We start from the raw sequence: 17607 nt of genomic DNA, 5'->3' as shown, positions 1-17607 counted from the left end.
GAGCGCGCGCAACGGTGCCACCACCACTGCGCAGACCACCCGCGACGCCTTTGCGCTCGCGAACGGTCACGTCGATGCCGGGGCTTTCGAATACCGCCTGTACGCGGCCGATGCCCAGGGCGCTGGCGAGAACTGGTACCTCCGCTCCGAAACCACCGTCCCGCCGCCGGATTCGTCCATCAAGGACGAGACGCCGGACCCCAGCAACAAGGCGCCGTCGCCCACGGTGACGGTGCCCACCTACCGCGCAGAAGTGCCGCTCTTCGCAGCGCTGCCTGCTCAATTGCGGCAGGCCGACCTCGCGATGCTCGGCAATCTGCACCGACGTGTCGGTGATGAAGCCTCGCAGGCGGCCGGTGCCGCGGCGGGCGGCGGCGACGTCAATGGCGGCCGGCAGGCCTGGGCCCGAGCCATGTACAACGATCTCGACATCCGCCAGGACGGCACTGCCTCGGCGCAGAGCAAGGGCCATGTGAGCGGTCTTCAGGCCGGCACCGACCTGTTGGCCAGCGGCAACTGGCGCGCCGGCGTTTACGTGGGCTACCTGGACGGGAGCGCGGACGTCAGCGGCAATGCGCGCGGCGCGATCGGCAGGGTTGGCTACAACGACCTGCAATCGCGTTACCTCGCCGGCTATGCGACGTGGATGGATGCGAGCGGGCTGTACGCCGACGCCGTTCTCCAAGGCGGCAGCCACCGCTACACCGTGCGCCCGGACATCAACCCGAGCGCCTCCGGCAAGTCGAGCAGCGCCACCGCCTCGATCGAGACCGGCAAGCCTTTCGCGCTGGCCGAGGGCTGGACCATCGAGCCGCAGGCGCAGCTCGCCTACCAGCGCAGCAGCTTCGACGACGTGCTGATCAGCGGCGCGCGCGTGCAGCAGGACGCTGACGGCGGGTGGATCGGCCGATTGGGCCTGCGCATCAAGGGCGACATCGCCACCCGTGCGGGGCGCCTGCAGCCCTATGGCCGGTTCAATGTCTACCACGCGAGTTCCGGTTCGGACATCGCCACTTTCGTGGGGCCGGCGGCGAGCACGCACATCGCGAGTGCGACGGGCTACACCGCGACCGAAGTCGCGGCCGGCATGACGCTGGCGCTGACCCCCGTCGTCACGATGTACGGCGAAATCGGGCGGCTCTTCGATGCCGGTGGCGACGTGCAGCTGAAGTCGTCGGTGCAAGGCTCGCTCGGCGTGCGCATGAGCTGGTAGCAGGAGCGATGCCCCGGTAAAGCGACGCGGCTAGGAGAAAGCCCGTGCGAATGCGGCGGCGGCCGCACGCGCCTCGTCTTCTGAACGAAGCTCCGCCGCCAGCACCTGCCCGTCAGCCACGGCGGAGACAGCCAGCGCTTTCCTGGGGCAGAGGCCCAGGCAACTGCACTGCACGATGCGCAGGCGAACCGGCAGGTTGTGCAGTTCCTTCTTCAACAGCTTGCGGACTTCCTTGGCCTTCAGCTTCGAAGGCCCGTTGCTGCGCTTCTGGCATTCGCCGCACACCAAAGCCGCACCGCCGAACTTGGGTCGGACGAGCAGGGCGCCGGGGGTCTCCGTGTCGTGGGAGGTGCTCAATGTGGACTCCTTGGAGTGGAGGGCAATCCTAGAGCCCCTCGATCGCAGGCCGAGTCAGCCAACCTGCCGTCCTGACGGGATTTGCCATCCGTTCTGCGGTAACTTCGGAGCCATGTCACTTCCTCCCATCGAAATCGAAACCGGCCCGAACCCCACGGCGACCGTCCTCCTCATGCACGGCCTGGGCGCCGACGGCAATGACTTCGTCCCCATCGCCAACGAACTCGACCTCTCGGCCGTCGGCCCGGTTCGATTCGTGTTTCCCAATGCGCCGGTGATGCCCGTCACCATCAACGGCGGCTACCGCATGCCGGCCTGGTATGACATCCTGGGCCCCGGCCAACCCGAGGACGAAACCGGCCTGCGCAGCTCACAGGCCGCGATCGAGGCCCTGCTCGCGAAGGAAAAGGGACGCGGCATCCCGGCCGGACGCATCGTTATCGCTGGCTTCTCCCAGGGCTGCGCCATGTCCTTCATGACCGGCCTGCGCCACCCCGAACGCCTGGCAGGCATCGTCGGCCTCTCGGGCTACCTCCCGCTGGCAGAGACGGTCGCGACGGAGCGAAGCCCCGCCAACCAGTCCACCCCCATCTTCCAGGTCCACGGCCAGCGCGACGGCGTTATCCCCATCGCCCGCGCCACCTACGGCCGCGACGCTCTCAAGGCCCTCGGCTACGACGTCGAATGGCATGAATACTCCATGGAGCACTCCGTCTGCATGGAAGAAATCGCCGATCTCAACGCTTTCCTGCTACGCGTCCTCGCCTGAGCCCGTTCCCCATCGCCGGCGCAGCCAGGCCTGCTGGTGAAACACCGCGGAACCGGCTCCGCCGGGCCGCAGGTGTTGCCCCCGGCAGGGGGTGGCGGCTACACGAAGTGAGCAAGCCTGGGGGCGAGCAACATCTTTCTTGTCGTGCTACCGTCCAGCCCCACGAAAATGACAGGCCATATCAACATGACCCAACTGAAGGAGCGCCTCGACGCGCTCTCGCCCGCACGGCTGAGGGGAGTCCGGCGCGGGATCGAGAAGGAGAGCCTCCGTGCCCAACCGGATGGCAAGCTGGCGTTGACGCCGCATCCCGTGGCCCTGGGTTCGGCGCTCACGCACCCGCACATCACCACCGATTTCAGCGAGTCGCAGCTCGAACTCATCACCGGCGCCCATGCCGACGTGGAGACCGCGCTCGAAGAACTGGTGCGCGTGCACCAGTTCACCTACCGCGTGCTGGACGAAGCCGGCGACGAGCGGCTCTGGGTATCGAGCATGCCGTGCGGCCTGCCGACCGATGAGACCATCCCCATCGGGCGCTACGGCTCATCCAACGTTGGTCGCGCCAAGAGCGTCTACCGCATGGGCCTGAGCCACCGCTACGGGCGGCGCATGCAGACCATTTCGGGCATTCACTACAACTGGTCGCTGCCGGAGGTGTCGAGCGAGCAATATTTCGGGCTGATCCGCAACTTTCGCAGGCACGCCTTCCTGTTGCTCTACCTCTTCGGCGCATCGCCCGCGCTGTGTTCGACCTTCGTCGACGGCCGGCCGCACGAGTTGCAGCCGCTGGGCGAGGGCAGCATGCACATGCCCAACGGCACCTCGCTGCGCATGGGTCGACTGGGCTACCAGAGCGAGGCGCAGGCATCGCTGGCCGTGAGCTACAACAGCCTCGACGGCTATGGCGCGTCGCTCCAGGATGCACTCACGCGGCCGTGGCCCGCCTACGAGGCGATCGGCATCCGCAGTCTCGGCGGCGACTACAACCAGCTCGCCACCAGCCTGCTGCAGATCGAGAACGAGTTCTACGGCACCATCCGCCCCAAGCGCGTGATCTACCCCGGCGAGCGACCGCTGCACGCGCTGCGCGAGCGCGGGGTCGAATACGTCGAAGTGCGGCTGATGGACCTTGATCCCTTCGAGCCTGTCGGCATCAACGCACAGACCATGCGTTTCCTCGATGTCTTCCTGCTGCACTGCCTGCTGACGGACAGCCCGCCCGACACGCGCGAGGAGATCGCCAACCTGGCGCACAACCAGAACGTCACGGCTGCGCGCGGACGCGAACCCGGCCTGCAATTGCTGCGCGACGGCCGTCAAGTGGCGCTCACCGATTGGGGGGCGGAACTGCTCGAGGAATTCGTTGCCATCGCGGGGGCGCTGGATGCGGCCCACGGCGGAACGAAGCACGCCGAGGCCGTGCAGGCCGCCCGCGCCGCGCTCGCCGACCCGGCCGTCCTGCCGTCGGCACGCGTGCTGGAGGCCATGAAAGCGCACGGCAACTCCTTCGTCGGCTTCGTTCGTGCCCAGTCCGAGCGGACACGCGAAACCCTGGTCGCGCTGCCGTTCCCGGCCGAGAAGCAAGCGCAGTTCGAACACATGACGCAAGCCTCGATCGAGGCCCAGGAGCGCATCGAGGCCAGCGACACCATGCCTTTCGAGATCTACCGCGAACAGTACGTGTCTCCGGCGCGCCTCGGCTTCAAGAACCACTGGGCCGAGACGCCGCAAGCCCGCGCCGCGCTCTGACCGGTGTGCACTCGGTAGGTGCATGCCTACCTGCATTGGCCGCTATGACCCACCGTGGTGTCATGAGGGACAGGGATGATGGGCATCAGAGACGAAACATCTGTCAACTCTGATTTGCCCTGTCCTCAAAATGACTTTCAAGACCTACCTGGTCGAAGACAACCCGGTGATCCGGGACAACCTCGTCGGCTTTCTCGAAGACATCGCGGATGCGACGGTGATCGCCCACGCCAGTGGCGAAGCCGAAGCCGTGTCGTGGTTGCGGAACCACCGGGATAGTTGGGACGTGGCGATCGTCGACCTGTTCCTGGACCAGGGCAATGGCCTCGGCGTGGTGGATGCTTGCCGGAAGAGATCGGCCCATCAGAAGGTCGTGGTGCTCAGCAACTACGCGACGCCGGATATGCGTGCGCGCTCCAAGGCGATGGGCGCCGATGCCTTTTTCGACAAGTCCGCCGAAATTGACCTCCTTCTGGACTACTGCGAAAAGCTCAGTAGAACGAACTAGGTCACGGCTGCGACGGGGGAGGCCGTCCGTTTGGGGTAAAACGCGTCGCGTCAACGACTCCAACGAAAGCATTCCGGCATGAGCAATCTCGATTTCAAGGGCCGCGTGGCCATCGTCACCGGCGCGGGCAACGGCCTGGGCCGTCAGCATGCCCTGGCGCTCGCGGCGCGCGGCGCCAAGGTTCTGGTCAACGATCTCGGGGGCGCGCGTGACGGTTCCGGCGGTTCCGTCAGCGCAGCGCAGGCGGTGGTCGACGAGATCAAGGCCGCGGGCGGCGAGGCGATTGCCAATGGCGCCTCGGTCACCGACTTCGAGGCCGTGCAGGCGATGGTGCGACAGGCAGTCGACGCCTGGGGCCGCGTCGACATCCTCGTCAACAACGCCGGCATCCTGCGCGACAAGAGCTTTGCGAAGATGGATGTTGCCGATTTCCGCCTCGTGATGGATGTCCATCTGATGGGCGCGGTGCATTGCACCAAGGCCGTCTGGCCGATCATGAACGAACAGAAATACGGCCGCATCGTGATGACGACTTCGTCGTCCGGCCTTTACGGCAACTTCGGGCAGAGCAACTACGGCGCCGCCAAGCTCGCGCTGGTGGGTCTCATGCAGACGCTGAGCATAGAGGGCGCGAAGAACGACATCCGCGTGAACTGCCTGGCGCCCACGGCCGCCACCCGCATGACCGAGGACCTGATGTCCGAGGAAGTGCTCAACGCCCTCAAGCCAGAGGCCGTCGTGCCGGCGATGCTGGTGCTGGCCGCGCAGGACGCACCCAACCGCGCCATCCTCTGCGCTGGCGCCGGCACCTTCGAGGCGGCGCACATCACGCTGACCCAGGGCGCGTGGATCGGCCTCGACGCCGATGCACCGGAGCAACTCGCGCAGCGGCTCACCGAAGTGACCGACCGCAGTGGCGAGATCGTGCCTCAGAGTGGGGCGGCACAGGGCTCCAACGAAGTGGGCAAGGCCATGGCGAACGCCCGCCAGCACTGACACGCTGCCACACTGCCACTTCGGCCGGCTTTCCAGGAGGACGTCATGACCACGGGTCCCGCACTCGATCCCCTGCCTCTGCCTCCGGGCATCCGGTCGCGATTCGTCGACAACAGCAACGGCCTGTCGATGCACATGCTGGAAGCCGGCTTCGAGACACCCGACAGGCCATGCCTGCTGTTGCTGCACGGATTCCCGGAACTGGCCTATAGCTGGCGCAAGGTGATGCTGCCGCTCGCGGCGGCCGGTTACCACGTGGTCGCGCCCGATCAGCGCGGCTACGGGCGTACCACCGGTTGGCGCGAGGGATTCGACGCCGATCTCGACGAGTTCCGAATGCTGAACCTCGTGCGCGATGCACTCGGACTGGTCGCTGCACTGGGCCATCGCACCGTGGCCGCGGTCGTTGGCCATGACTTCGGCTCGCCGGTGGCCGCATGGTGCGCGCTGGTGCGGCCCGACGTGTTCCGCTCGGTCGTGCTGATGAGCGCACCGTTCGGCGGCGTGCCTCCCATTCCTTTCGACGCGGCCGATTCCGCGCCCGCCGCCTCGGGCCTCGGCGTCATCGCCACGCTGCTGAAGGAACTGGGCGAGCTGTCGCCGCCGCGCAAGCACTACCAGTGGTATTACTCGACGCGTGAAGCCGATGGTCACATGCGCCACGCGCCACAGGGCCTTCACGCCTTCCTGCGCGCCTACTACCACTGCAAGAGCGCGGACTGGCCGGCCAACAAGCCGTTTCGCCTGCAGTCGCTCACGGCCGATGAACTCGGGCAGCTTCCCGCCTACTACGTGATGGAAGCCGACAAGTCCATGGCCGAAACCGTGGCCGCCGATATGCCGACCCCGGAGCAGATCGCAGCCTGCCGCTGGCTGCCCGAGGACGAGCTGGCGGTGTACGCCGCCGAGTACGCTCGCACCGGCTTCCAGGGCGGCCTGCAGTGGTATCGCTGCGGGACCGGCGGACAGTACACGGCGGAGCTGCAGACCTGGTCGGGTCGAACGATCGACGTGCCCTCGTGCTTCATCGCCGGCAGGAGCGACTGGGGCATCTACCAGAAGCCCGGCGACTTCGAGGCGATGCAGGCCAGTGCCTGCACGCAGATGACCGGCGTGCACATCGTCGGCGGCGCCGGGCATTGGGTGCAGCAGGAACAGCCGGAGGAAGTGAGCCGGATCCTGACTCAGTTCGTGCAGCGCTAGCCGGCGGCTTTCAGCGCAGTACCGCTTATGCCTCGCACGCTGAAGCAGTCGATGGGGCGCTGAAACCCCTTCAGTGTGAGCGCCTGCGGAGGCTCCACGTCGAGCATGGCCTCCAGTTGCGCATAGACAGGGCGTGAAATCAGGATCTGACTGCTTGCCGCTTCGCCGCACAGTCGCGCCGCCAGGTTGGTGACCGTGCCGATCGCCCCGTAGTCCCAGCGCCCATCGAAGCCGATCGCGCCGATGGTGGCGAAGCCTTGCGCGATGCCGATGCCGAGTCCCAGCGAGTAGCCGCGCCGCACCCAGCTCTCGGCGATCGATCCGATGCGTTCGCGGATCGCGAGCGACATTCGCACGGCGCGCTCGGCGGCGTCGGGGATGGGGATCGGGTCGTTGAAGAAGATCATCATCCCGTCCCCGGTGAAGTGCTCCAGCGTTCCTTCGTGCGCGAGGATCAGTTCACCGGTCGCGGCGTGGTACTGGCGCAGCACGCCCATCACTTCCTCGGGCTCGGAGCGTTCGGCAAAGGCGGTGAAGCCGCGCAGGTCGAGGAACACCACGGTGATCTCGCGACGATGGCTCTGCAGCGGGTCTTCCGCACCGCCGCTGACGATCAGCTCGGCGAGTTGCGGCGAGAAGAAGCGCCGCAACCGGCCGACCCGTTCGAGTTCGGACACCTGTGTCGCGACGCGGCGTTCGAGCGATGCATTCCAATGCTTCATCTCGTCCACCAGCGATTCGACGCGGTCGTGCAGGCCCTTGATGCGAAGCATCGAACGCACGCGCGCGGCCAGCGCGGCGTGATCCACCGGCTTCGTCAGGTATTCGTCCGCGCCCGCTTCGAGCCCCGCGATGACGTCCTTCAGGTCGGCCATCGCCGTCACCATGATGATGGGCGTGAAGGGGAAGCCGGGGTCGGCGCGCAGGCGCCGGCACACCTCGACGCCGCCGACCTTGGGCATCATCACGTCGAGCAGGATCAGATCCGGAGTGAGTTGCCGGGCGGCGGAAAGTCCCTCTTCGCCGTCGGCTGCCGAGACCACCTCGTAACCCTCGCTGGCCAGCCGGGCCTGCAGAATCTTGACGTTGGTCGCGTTGTCGTCGACGATGAGGATGCGTGGTGGGGTTCTCATCGTCGTTCTCCCGGGACAAAAAATGTAGCGGCTTCGTGGGGGTTCCACAAGGCTGCAACGCCAATGGCGAGTGGTGCGGGAGCACTCTCCCTGGCCCATGGGGAGCCTGGCCATCAAACTCGAACAGCTTGTAACGCAGGTGTTGAAGCGCTCACCTTTCGCCGGACTCGTGCACGGGGTGGCGGGTGTTCGCGCCTCGGTCCACACGAAGCTGCTGTTCGCGTTTCTCATCATCACGCTGCTGTTCATCGCGATGGCGGTTGCCAGCCTGCTGATCCTCGTGAACACCACGGCGCAGAGCCGACTGCTCGATGAGGCGCACGAGCGGGTCAGTTGGGCCCAGCAGAGCCAGCATGCGCTGGACCGGCAGATGCACTTCACCGCACTGGCGCTGTTGTCGAAGGACGAGGCGGCCATCGAGCGCATCCTGCGCGAGAACAACCGCTTCAACGAAACGCTGGCCAAGCTGGAGACCGCCGCCGCGGCCGGGCAGAAGGGCCTGATCGACCAGGTTCGCGCCTCGCAGGACGACGCCATGGGCGTGGTGGCCGACATCGCCAACGCCATCCGCGACGGCAAGCTCGACACCATCACGACCGAACTGCTCAGGCGCGAAGAAAAGCTCGACGAGCAGATCGCGCTGCGCATGGGCCAGCTCGTCGATGTCGAGCAGGATCGCATGGCGCGGCTGCGGGAGAGCGTCGGCGCCGCCAACCGGCGGTCGCTGATCCTCACCTCCGTCTTCGCCGTGAGCGCGGTGCTTCTGGCATGGCTGTGCGGTTTCGTGATTTCCTGGTCCTTCATCCTGCCGGTGCGGGAGGCGCAAGTTTTCCTCGGCGATGTCGCGGCGGGAAACTTCGGGCGCAAAATCTCGGTTCCCAACCGTGACGAATTCGGGGCGCTCGCCGACCGGATGAACCACATGAGCCTGCAACTGCATCGTTTCGACGAATCACAGCGGCAAGCGGCCGCGAAGCTCGTGGACCTGAATGAGCAGTTGTCGCGCGCGAGCAAAGCCAAGTCGGAGTTCCTAGCCAACATGAGCCACGAGCTGCGCACGCCGATGAACGCGATCCTGGGGTTCAGCGAAATGATGATCGACGGGATCTACGGCACGGTGCCCGAAGAGCTCAAGGAGCCGCTCACGGATATCCAGGTGAACGGCCGCAATCTGCTGCGGCTCATCAACGACGTGCTAGACCTCTCGAAGATCGAGGCGGGGCGCATGGAGCTGGCGCTCGGCGAGTATTCCGTCGGCGACGTCGTCAACACGGTCCGGACCTCGCTGCGCTCCATCGCGGCCGAGAAAGGCCTGGAGTTCACGGCGCATGTGCCGGACGACCTGCCAGTGGCGTACGGCGACAGCGGCCGCCTGACGCAGTGCCTGACCAATCTTGCCGGCAATGCCTTGAAGTTCACACGGCAGGGCCGGGTCGACATTGCGGTCGAGCTGTGCGGCAGCGAACTCATCTACCGCGTCGCCGACACTGGCATCGGCATTGCGCAGCAGGAGCTCGACAACATCTTCACGGAGTTCCGCCAGGTCGACACGACCATCACGCGAGAGTTCGGCGGAACGGGTCTGGGGCTCAGCATCTCGAAGAAGTTCGTGGAGCGGCTCGGCGGCCGCATCTGGGTCGAGAGCAAACTGGGGCAGGGCTCCACTTTCATGTTTTCCGTGCCGTTGCGCGCGGGCGAGGGGAGCGAATGAGCGAGCACACGATTCTTTATGTCGAGGACAACGAGTACAACCGCAAGATCGTGCGGCAACTGCTCAGCCGTTCGGCCTGCAAGCTGCTCGAAGCGGCCGATGGCGAGACCGGTGTCGCGCTCGCGCAGCAGCACCTGCCCGACCTCATCCTGATGGATGTGCAACTGCCCAAGATGTCCGGCCTGGATGCCACGAAGCTGCTGACCACCGAAGAGCCGACGCAGCACATCCCGATCATCGTCATCACCTCGTACGCGCTGAGCGGTGATCGCGAGAAGGCGATGCAGGCTGGCGCCTCGAGCTACCTCGCCAAGCCCTACAGCCCGAGCGAGCTGCTGACCATGGTCAAGCAGTTTCTTCCCGGTCTCTGACTGCACAGCGAGGAGGTCGCATGACGATGTCCGTTCGACACGCAGCCCGCCAGGTCGTCGTGGTACTGGCCCTGATGGCGGGCTTCGGCGCCTTCCCGGTACAGGCCGAGGACCAGGCCCAGCAGTTCACGCCCGAGTTCCGCGAAGTCCACAAGGGCTTCGACCCCAAGCACACGCCCAAGATCGTCGCGCCGGACAGCGTGAAGCGCGGGGCGTGGTTCAACGTCACGGTGAGCGTGGGCGCCGAGTCGTTGCATCCCTCGCTCCAGGAGCATTTCGTGCGCTACATCGCCCTCTACAAGGACTCGGTGGAAATCGCGCGCGCGTACCTGCACCCGGTGTATTCATCACCCACGGTGACCTTCACCGTTGCGCTCGATGAAGGCGGGGCCTTGAGGGCGGTGGCCGAGCCCACGCACTCCTCCGCGTGGGAATCGTCCAGGAAGATCACCGTCGTTCCCTGACGAGCGATCAACGGCCTTTCATCTCGACAGTGACCTGCGCGGGCTGCTGGTCGTTGACCGCAACCGTGGCCTGCATCGTGCCAAGTCGTTCCTGCCAGATTTGCAGCTGGTATTGGCCCGGCGGCAGGTTGTCGAAAGCAAAGCGCCCATCCGCACCGGTGACCGCGTAGAACGGGTGCGCCGTCACGACCACCCACGCCGTCATCCACGAGTGCAGGTCGCAGTTGATGCGCACGATCTCCGGCTCCGCGAAGGTGACCGGGATCGTCCGGCCCATCGGCTGCGTGCGGTTGAACGACACGTTGCGCTTGGGTGTCGCGTGGATGTTGTGCAGCAGGCGATCGCTGTTGAGGAAGTCCACGGTCCCGCCCGCAGGAACGACGACGACCCGGGGCATGAACGAGCAGCCCTTCTGGTCCATCTCGACCTTCTCGGTCCGTGGTGGCGATACCGCACCGCGCGGCGGGTTCTCGATCCACACGACCGCGTTGCGGATCTCGCGGGCGGCGGAGACCTGCAGGTCATCGGAGAGTTTTTCAGTCCCGCACAGGTACTGGTCGATCGTGACAGGCACTTTGGTCTGGGCAGGTGCAGTGCCTGCGAAGACGACTTTGCCCCGCACACTGCCGGCCAGGCTAGGACCCAGCAGGCCGCAAGACAGGATCAGCAAGGTAAGGACTCGCGGAAACCGGGCTCCATTCAATGGAAACTCCCTTCATGTGCGACAGCATCGGCGTTGTGCAAAAAGAGTAGTCCACGCGCGCCGAAGCCGTCAATACACCGATCAGTGGAGGAAAAGCGCTATTCGACGATTGCGTCGCCGTCCTTGCGAATCGACTCGCGGTTGCGGTGGCCGTAGAGGCGTCCCAGCGTGCTGTCGAGCGCACGCTTGAGCTTGTCGGAGGCCCCGCGGAAAGCCTCGTCCATGTTGGGCGCGTGCTGCGTGACGGCCAGCGGCTGATGATGGGCGAGTCGCGCTTCCATCACGCAACGCTTGTCGGCCGCACCGCTGGGGTCGTGGTTCTCGTCGCTGAGATGGACTTCCACCCGGGTTACTTCGGCCACGAAGCGGCTCAGGGATTGCCTCAATTCGCCGTCGGCCCACCGCTCCAGCGTGTCCTTGTTCTCGATGCCGTTGCTCGTGTTGACCTGAATCTGCATGCTGTATCCCCTTTCACTTGCCTGATGGCCAAGGCCCTACTTTGCGCCCATTACGTGCCGGCATGCGTAAGCATTTGGGCAACGGCTCCGAGGTTCGAATGCCCACATCGCCGATCGGCTTGAGCCCGAACAGCGGCCGCAGCCAGCGGAATCGGCGAATGAGGCCGTCCGTCAGTACCCAGCATGCAATCAGGGTGATCGCGACCAGCGGGGCGGGTTCCAGCACCGGTCCGAGCCGAAGTGACGCCAGGGCAACGGCGCCGGCAATGATCAGCGTCTGGTGCAGCATGTACCAGGGGTAGACCGACTCGTTCGCCCAATCCAGCCAGCGCCAGGGGCGGTTCAGGTGGCGGTGGGCAAAGCCGAGGATGGCCACGATGGCCGTCCACAGGTAGGCCGCGCGCAGCACCCGCGAGGCCCAGACGACGATCTGGGCGTCGCCATCGGTGACTCTCAGCGCAATGAAGGCTGCAATGCAGGCCATGGCCAATGCGAGCGACCAGCCTCGCAGCCGCTCCAGTTCGCGCCAGATGCCCTCGTCGATGCCCATCCAGTAGCCATAGAGGAACACGGTGAAGTACAGGGCGTGCAAGTACCAGTCGTGAATCAGGTCGTGCGTGGCCGGGAAGCGCGGCGCCAGCACCAGCGTGTACAGCATCAGCGGCAGGGCGGGGAGCACCAGCAGCCGCCAACGCCGAAGCCCCGTGAAGGCGGCACGAACACGCAGGATGGGCGCGGATCGCATCAGCGGCGTCAGCAGCGCCAGGGCGGCGCTGTAGGTGAAGAGATAGGGCAGGTACCAGAGGTGATTCCACGTCATGGGAAAGTCGGACCCGTCGAACGCCCCCTTGGGCCACGGTCCCCCGACCAGATAGCGCGCCATGAAGGCCGCGAAGCCCGGCGCGACCAGTCCGTTGGCGACGCCTTGGGCGTAGGCCTGGTAAGGCACGACCACCGCCATGCCGAAGACCAGCGGCAGCAGCAGCCGCAGCGCCCGCTGCCGGATCAAGGCCAACGGCGCCAACCCCCGGCTGAGGAAGCCGAAGGCCACCCCCGAGACCAGGAACACCAGGTCCATACGCCAGACATTGACGACCACCATCGGCCATCGCAGCCATGCGGCCGCATGCGGGCTCTTGATGTGCCAGGGCCAGTCGGCCACGTAGTACATGCCCACGTGGTAGAGGATGAGCAGCAGGAACGCCAGTGCCCGCAGCGCGTCGATGTCGTGTCGTCGATTTGTTGTCATGCCGTGCTCCTTGTGAACGCCGGATGGCATGGTCAGGCGGCAGGCCGGGTAAGAGGGCGGCCCAGTGACGATGCGTGGCCGGTTTGTGACGAACGGCGACGGCGGGGGACGAAAAATCCGCCATCCCGGCGGATTTCGTGAGAATCCGCGCATGAGCGAGCCGCGGATGAACATGTTCGAGCGCTATCGGCCCTTCCGGCGATGGGTGGAGGCGGGTTTGTGGATGCTCGTGCTGACGGTCCAGGCCGCCTTCGCCACGGTGGTTGCCGTGATCGATGCGCGCGAGGCCGGGCACGGCACGGCGACCTGGCAGCCGGTGACCTGGGAGATTTCCAGCCACCTGGCCCTGCTGGCGCTGGTGCCGGTCCTGATCGTCTTCGAGCGCCGCTTTCCGCTGAACCGGTCGACCTGGCGGCGCAACTGGGCGTGGCATGTGCTGGGAAGCGTGGTCTTCAGCCTGGCCCATGTGGCGCTGATGGTCGGCCTGCGGCAGATCGTCTATGCCTGGGCCGGCAGCCGGTACGACTTCGGCGACTGGCTGGCCCAATGGCCCTATGAGTACCTGAAGGACGCGCGAACCTATGCGCTGTTCCTGCTGGCGATCATGAGCTACCGGCTTTTCATGCTGCGGCTGCAGGGCGAGGCGCGTGTGCTCGATCCGCCCGAAAGCGCGGCGGAGCTGGCCCCCCCTGACCCCCCCGGCTCTCCCGATGCCCCGCCCAGGCCCGATCGTTTCCTCGTTCGCAAGCTGCGTCGCGAATTCCTGATCGCGGCCAGCGATATCGACTGGCTGCAAGCGCAGGGCAACTACGTCGGGCTGCGCGTCAACGGACACGACTACCTGCTGCGCGCCACGCTCACGGACTTCCTGACGCAACTCGATCCCGCGCGCTACGCCCGGGTGCACCGCAGCTACGCCGCCAACCTGGACCGCATCGCCGAGATCGAGCCGCTCGACGGCGGCGATGCGCGCCTGCACATGCGCGACGGCACGCACATCCCGTGCAGCCGCCGCTACCGGCCGGCATTGCAAGCCTGAGGCTGTGCGCCGGCCCGGCGACAATCCACGGTCGTCCCCCGCAGAAAGAGAAAGACACCTCGATGGCCATCCAGTGGTTCCCCGGTCACATGCATCTGACCCAGAAGGCCATCGCCGAGCGCATCAAGGACATCGACGTCGTGATCGAGTTGCTCGACGCCCGCCTGCCCGGCTCCAGCGCCAATCCGATGCTGGCCGACCTCACCGGCCACAAGCCGGGCCTCAAGGTGCTCAACAAGCAGGACCTGGCCGATCCCGAACGCACGGCGCTCTGGCTGGCGCACTACAACGCGCAACCGGCCACGCGCGCCATCGGGCTCGACGCGAGCCAGACCACGCCGGCGCGGCAACTCATCGACGCCTGCCACGAACTCTCACCGCTGCGCGGCGGCATGGCCAAGCCGATGCGCGTCCTGATCTGCGGCATTCCGAACGTGGGCAAATCCACGCTGATCAACACGCTCACCGGCAGCCGCAAGGCCAAGACCGGCGACGAGGCCGGCATCACCAAGCTGGAACAGCGCATCACACTGGCCGACGACTTCTACCTGTGGGACACGCCCGGCATGCTGTGGCCGCGCATCATCGTCGCCAAGAGCGGCTACAACCTGGCCGCGAGCGGCGCCATCGGCCGCAATGCCTTCGACGAAGAAGAGGTCGCGCTCGAACTGCTGGACTACCTGAAGCGGCACTACGCTGGACTGGTCGAGGCGCGCTTCAAGATCGACCCGATCGAGGGCCTGAGCGACGAGCAGGTGCTGGAAGCCATCGGCCGCAAGCGCGGCGCGTTGCTGGGCAAGGGCCGGGTCAATCTGCAGAAGGCGGCCGAGATCGTGATGCACCAATTCCGCAGCGGCAACATGGGCCGCATCACGCTGGAGACGCCGGCGGAGTTTGCGGAGTGGCTCACAGCCGGCCAGCGCGTGGATGCAGAGCGCCAGGCCAAGAAGGAAGCGCGCAAACGCAAGAAGGGCACGGGCCGGCGCGAGGACGATCCGCCAGCCGAAGCACCGTAGCCGGCCGGCTCGGCGAAGCCCTGCCGACTGCGCCGCGTCAGCCTGCCCGGCCGCGCGCGCGATCTCGATCGCGTCGGTGCGCGCGCCCGCGGCCAGCAGGCGCTTCACGAGTTGTCGATCGCGCCCCCGGTCGCCGGCGGACCGGGCTCAGCCGCCGAAGAAGCCATACGAGCCGATCTCCGTCAGTTCGACGGTGACCGGCGGCTCCTCGCAGCGGTCGCGGATGCCGGCCGCGAAAGCCTTGAACTCGGGCAGCGAGGTCAGCGCGTTGCGGCCATCGGGTTCGCGGTTTGGTCGCCTGCAGGAACTGCCGCGCAGGCCTATGCTCGCACGCTCGCCCGTGTCGAAGGGTCCCGTCCCCGCCCGGTTCTCAAGTCTCGCTCAAGGAGTCTTCCGTCATGCGTCACCATCCGCTCGGCCGTACCGGCCTCTTCGTGTCCGAACTTTGCCTGGGCACCATGACCTTCGGCGGCGGCGAAGGCATCTGGTCGCAGATCGGCGACGTTCAGCAAGCCGATGCCGAACGCCTCGTCGGCGCCGCGCTCGATGCGGGCATCAACTTCATCGACACCGCTGACGTGTACTCGGGTGGCCTGTCGGAGCAGATCACCGGACAGGCGCTGAAGAACCTCAAAGTTCCGCGCGAGAGCATGATCGTCGCGACCAAGGTGTTCAGCGAGACCGGCACCGGCCCGAACGCGCGGGGCGCCTCGCGCAGCCACATCATGGACGGCGTCAAGGCCAGCCTGAAACGGCTGCAGCTCGACCATGTCGACCTGTATCAGATCCACGGCTTCGACCCGGCCACGCCGATCGAGGAAACGGTGCGGGCGCTCGACCAGCTCGTGCGACAGGGCCATGTGCGCAACGTCGGCGTCTCCAACTGGGCGGCCTGGCAGATCGTCAAGGCCCTCGGCATCGCCGAGCGCTGGGGGCTGTCGCGCTTCGAGTCGCTGCAGGCCTACTACACCGTCGCCGGGCGTGACCTCGAGCGCGAGCTGGTCCCGATGCTTCGCAGCGAAGGCGTCGGGCTGATGGTGTGGAGCCCCCTCGCAGGCGGCTTGCTCAGCGGCAAGTATGGGCGCGACCAGCAGGGCGAGCAGGGCAGCCGTCGCACGAGCTTCGACTTCCCGCCGGTCCACAAGGACCGCGCCTACGACTGCATCGACGCGATGCGCCCCATCGCGGAGGCGCATGGCGTCTCGGTGGCGCAGATCGCGCTCGCGTGGCTGCTGCACCAGCCGCAGGTCACCAGCGTCATCGTCGGCGCGAAGCGGCCCGAACAGCTCGCCGACAACATGGCCGCCACGCAGGTCGAGTTGAGCGCGGCCGAGTTGGAGCAACTCGACGCGGTGAGTCGACTGCCGGCCGAATACCCCGGCTGGATGTTCACTCGGCAGGGCGAATACCGCCGAAAGCAGCTCGCCGATTCGGCGCGTTGAGCAAGGATGATGGGCATGGTCGGGGCCGAAGTCGCCGGTGCATAGCTTCTTGCAATGAGAACTTTGTATTGAATTGAGATTGAATTCTTGCAATGATATTTTCGTCTCATTAAAGTTCGCGGATACCCAACCCCGACCCCGCCGGAGGACCCGACCATGGCACTCACCCACACGCAGATGGACCGGAAGATCGAAGAGCACTTCAACTTCGAAGCCAACGACGACGTCGAAGGCGTCCTGGCGACCCTCGCGCCCGACGTGGAACACGACATCGTCGGCTCTCCCTCCGGGCCGACGCGCGGCCACGCGGGCGCGCGTCCCTTTTACGAAAGCCTGTTCAGCGACCTGTCGGACGGCAAGGTCGAATGCCTGCGCCGGCTCTACGGCGACGGTTTCCTCGTCGATGAATCGATGTGGCGGGGCACGGCGCCGGGCAGGCCCTTTGGTCTGGAAGGGCGGGGCCGCCCGCTCGAATTCCGCCTGCTGCACGTGGTGGAGTTCGCCGAGAGCGGCGCCATCCAGCGGGAAAACGTGTGGCTCGATCTCGCGGCCGTCATTCAGCAATTGCCCCAGGACTGAGGCCGAGCACGATGCGCATGCGGGCCGAGCAGATTTCCGCCGACAACGTCGTCGGCCGCCCCAACCAGCGCCGCCGAACCCGCAAGGACCTCCTGCAGGCCGCCTCCCGCCTGCTGAAGCAGGGCCGCAAGCCGACACTGGAGGAAATCGCCGAGGAAGCGGCCGTGTCGCGCGCAACGGCCTACCGCTATTTCCCGAACGTCGATGCGCTGCATCGGGAGGCTTCGCTCGACATGGCGGTCCCCGAGCCGGCGGATGTGCTGCAAGGCGTGCAGACGCAGGACCCTGTGACGCGCCTGGAGCGCGTCGATGGCGCGCTGCACGACATGATCGCGGCCAACGAGATTCCGTTGCGGATGATGCTGGCGCATTCGATCGAAAGAGTCGTGCGGGGCGAGCACGACGGCGATTGGCCCGCTCGCCAGAATCGACGCACGCCGCTCATCGAGGCCGCGCTGGAGCCCGCGCGGAATCAGTTCAGGCCGGCCGCGTTCAAGAACTTGAGCCATGCGCTGGCGCTGGTCATCGGCACCGAGGCGATGGTGGTGTTCAAGGACGTGCTGCAGCTCGATGATGCGGAAGCCTTGAAGGTGAGGCGCTGGGCGATCCGCGCGTTGGTGGAGGCGGCGAAGAAAAGTTGATTC

Annotated in this window: 19 protein-coding genes; 14 read left to right on the top strand and 5 right to left on the bottom strand. The window is 66.2% G+C overall.

Going from position 1 to position 17607, the window contains the following annotated elements; genetic code table 11:
- On the top strand, window positions 1-1213 hold a 1213-nt coding region (locus tag QTI04_RS05365; protein ID WP_286614448.1), incomplete at its 5' end, for an autotransporter outer membrane beta-barrel domain-containing protein.
- A 30-nt stretch (window positions 1214-1243) separates the two neighbouring features.
- On the opposite strand, the gene QTI04_RS05360 is transcribed toward QTI04_RS05365, so the two are convergent.
- Window positions 1244-1570, bottom strand: a complete 327-nt coding sequence (locus tag QTI04_RS05360) for a hypothetical protein (protein ID WP_286614447.1) — start codon at window positions 1568-1570, stop codon at window positions 1244-1246.
- A gap of 112 nt (window positions 1571-1682) precedes the next feature.
- Between QTI04_RS05360 and QTI04_RS05355 the strand changes: the two genes are divergently transcribed.
- From QTI04_RS05355 to QTI04_RS05335, 5 genes are all read left to right on the top strand, one after another.
- Entirely contained in the window at window positions 1683-2339 is a 657-nt protein-coding gene (locus QTI04_RS05355; RefSeq protein ID WP_286614446.1) for an alpha/beta hydrolase, read from the top strand.
- A 186-nt stretch (window positions 2340-2525) separates the two neighbouring features.
- Window positions 2526-4091 (top strand): glutamate--cysteine ligase, encoded by a 1566-nt coding sequence (gshA, locus tag QTI04_RS05350; protein ID WP_286614445.1) that lies wholly within the window; start codon window positions 2526-2528, stop codon window positions 4089-4091.
- Between the two features lie 130 nt (window positions 4092-4221).
- Window positions 4222-4599, top strand: coding sequence for a response regulator transcription factor (locus QTI04_RS05345; RefSeq protein ID WP_286605560.1), 378 nt, complete (start codon window positions 4222-4224; stop codon window positions 4597-4599).
- Window positions 4600-4677: 78 nt separating this feature from the next.
- Window positions 4678-5595, top strand: coding sequence for an SDR family oxidoreductase (locus QTI04_RS05340; RefSeq protein WP_286614444.1), 918 nt, complete (start codon window positions 4678-4680; stop codon window positions 5593-5595).
- A 45-nt stretch (window positions 5596-5640) separates the two neighbouring features.
- Window positions 5641-6798 carry an alpha/beta hydrolase gene (locus QTI04_RS05335; protein ID WP_286614443.1) on the top strand — a complete coding sequence of 386 codons (1158 nt, stop codon included), beginning with the start codon at window positions 5641-5643 and terminating at the stop codon, window positions 6796-6798.
- Here the strand turns inward: QTI04_RS05335 and QTI04_RS05330 are convergent.
- Entirely contained in the window at window positions 6795-7931 is a 1137-nt protein-coding gene (locus tag QTI04_RS05330; protein ID WP_286614442.1) for an adenylate/guanylate cyclase domain-containing protein, read from the bottom strand. The two genes, QTI04_RS05335 and QTI04_RS05330, sit on opposite strands and share 4 nt — an antisense overlap.
- A gap of 142 nt (window positions 7932-8073) precedes the next feature.
- Here QTI04_RS05330 and QTI04_RS05325 point away from each other — a divergent pair, with 142 nt between their 5' ends.
- Genes QTI04_RS05325 through QTI04_RS05315 form a run of 3 tightly spaced genes read left to right on the top strand, consistent with a single transcriptional unit; the run spans window position 8074 to window position 10477 of the window.
- Complete coding sequence (locus QTI04_RS05325; RefSeq protein ID WP_286614441.1) at window positions 8074-9642, top strand: ATP-binding protein; 1569 nt, start codon at window positions 8074-8076, stop codon at window positions 9640-9642.
- The gene (locus QTI04_RS05320) at window positions 9639-10013 is read left to right on the top strand and encodes a response regulator (RefSeq protein ID WP_286605554.1); all 375 of its coding nucleotides are present in this window, start codon (window positions 9639-9641) and stop codon (window positions 10011-10013) included. The genes QTI04_RS05325 and QTI04_RS05320 overlap by 4 nt, the downstream gene beginning before the upstream one ends.
- A gap of 20 nt (window positions 10014-10033) precedes the next feature.
- Entirely contained in the window at window positions 10034-10477 is a 444-nt protein-coding gene (locus QTI04_RS05315) for a desulfoferrodoxin family protein (RefSeq protein WP_286605552.1), read from the top strand.
- A 7-nt stretch (window positions 10478-10484) separates the two neighbouring features.
- Here the strand turns inward: QTI04_RS05315 and QTI04_RS05310 are convergent, their stop codons facing one another.
- The 3 genes from QTI04_RS05310 to QTI04_RS05300 form a co-directional block, all read right to left on the bottom strand.
- The gene (locus QTI04_RS05310) at window positions 10485-11147 is read right to left on the bottom strand and encodes a carboxypeptidase regulatory-like domain-containing protein (RefSeq protein ID WP_286605551.1); all 663 of its coding nucleotides are present in this window, start codon (window positions 11145-11147) and stop codon (window positions 10485-10487) included.
- Between the two features lie 131 nt (window positions 11148-11278).
- The gene (locus QTI04_RS05305) at window positions 11279-11638 is read right to left on the bottom strand and encodes an HPF/RaiA family ribosome-associated protein (RefSeq protein WP_286605549.1); all 360 of its coding nucleotides are present in this window, start codon (window positions 11636-11638) and stop codon (window positions 11279-11281) included.
- Window positions 11639-11651: 13 nt separating this feature from the next.
- Window positions 11652-12887, bottom strand: a complete 1236-nt coding sequence (locus QTI04_RS05300; RefSeq protein ID WP_286614440.1) for an acyltransferase — start codon at window positions 12885-12887, stop codon at window positions 11652-11654.
- Window positions 12888-13038: 151 nt separating this feature from the next.
- Here QTI04_RS05300 and QTI04_RS05295 point away from each other — a divergent pair, with 151 nt between their 5' ends.
- The 5 genes from QTI04_RS05295 to QTI04_RS05275 all read left to right on the top strand — a co-directional run bounded on the left by QTI04_RS05295 (window position 13039) and on the right by QTI04_RS05275 (window position 17604).
- Window positions 13039-13926, top strand: coding sequence for a LytTR family DNA-binding domain-containing protein (locus QTI04_RS05295; protein ID WP_286614439.1), 888 nt, complete (start codon window positions 13039-13041; stop codon window positions 13924-13926).
- A gap of 62 nt (window positions 13927-13988) precedes the next feature.
- Entirely contained in the window at window positions 13989-14942 is a 954-nt protein-coding gene (ylqF, locus tag QTI04_RS05290; RefSeq protein WP_286614438.1) for a ribosome biogenesis GTPase YlqF, read from the top strand.
- Between the two features lie 398 nt (window positions 14943-15340).
- Window positions 15341-16384 carry an aldo/keto reductase gene (locus QTI04_RS05285; RefSeq protein WP_286614437.1) on the top strand — a complete coding sequence of 348 codons (1044 nt, stop codon included), beginning with the start codon at window positions 15341-15343 and terminating at the stop codon, window positions 16382-16384.
- Between the two features lie 156 nt (window positions 16385-16540).
- A complete protein-coding gene (locus QTI04_RS05280; protein WP_286605541.1) occupies window positions 16541-16963 on the top strand; it encodes an ester cyclase in 423 nt (140 codons plus the stop codon).
- 17 nt (window positions 16964-16980) lie between these two features.
- Window positions 16981-17604 (top strand): TetR/AcrR family transcriptional regulator, encoded by a 624-nt coding sequence (locus tag QTI04_RS05275; protein WP_286614436.1) that lies wholly within the window; start codon window positions 16981-16983, stop codon window positions 17602-17604.
- The last annotated feature ends 3 nt before the right edge of the window (window positions 17605-17607 follow it).

Origin of the sequence: Variovorax sp. J22R115, assembly GCF_030317005.1 — a bacterium.
In the GTDB taxonomy this organism is placed as follows: domain Bacteria; phylum Pseudomonadota; class Gammaproteobacteria; order Burkholderiales; family Burkholderiaceae_C; genus Variovorax.
The sequence above is the reverse complement of the archived record's forward strand: the minus strand, read 5'-3'. Positions and strand labels throughout refer to the sequence as shown.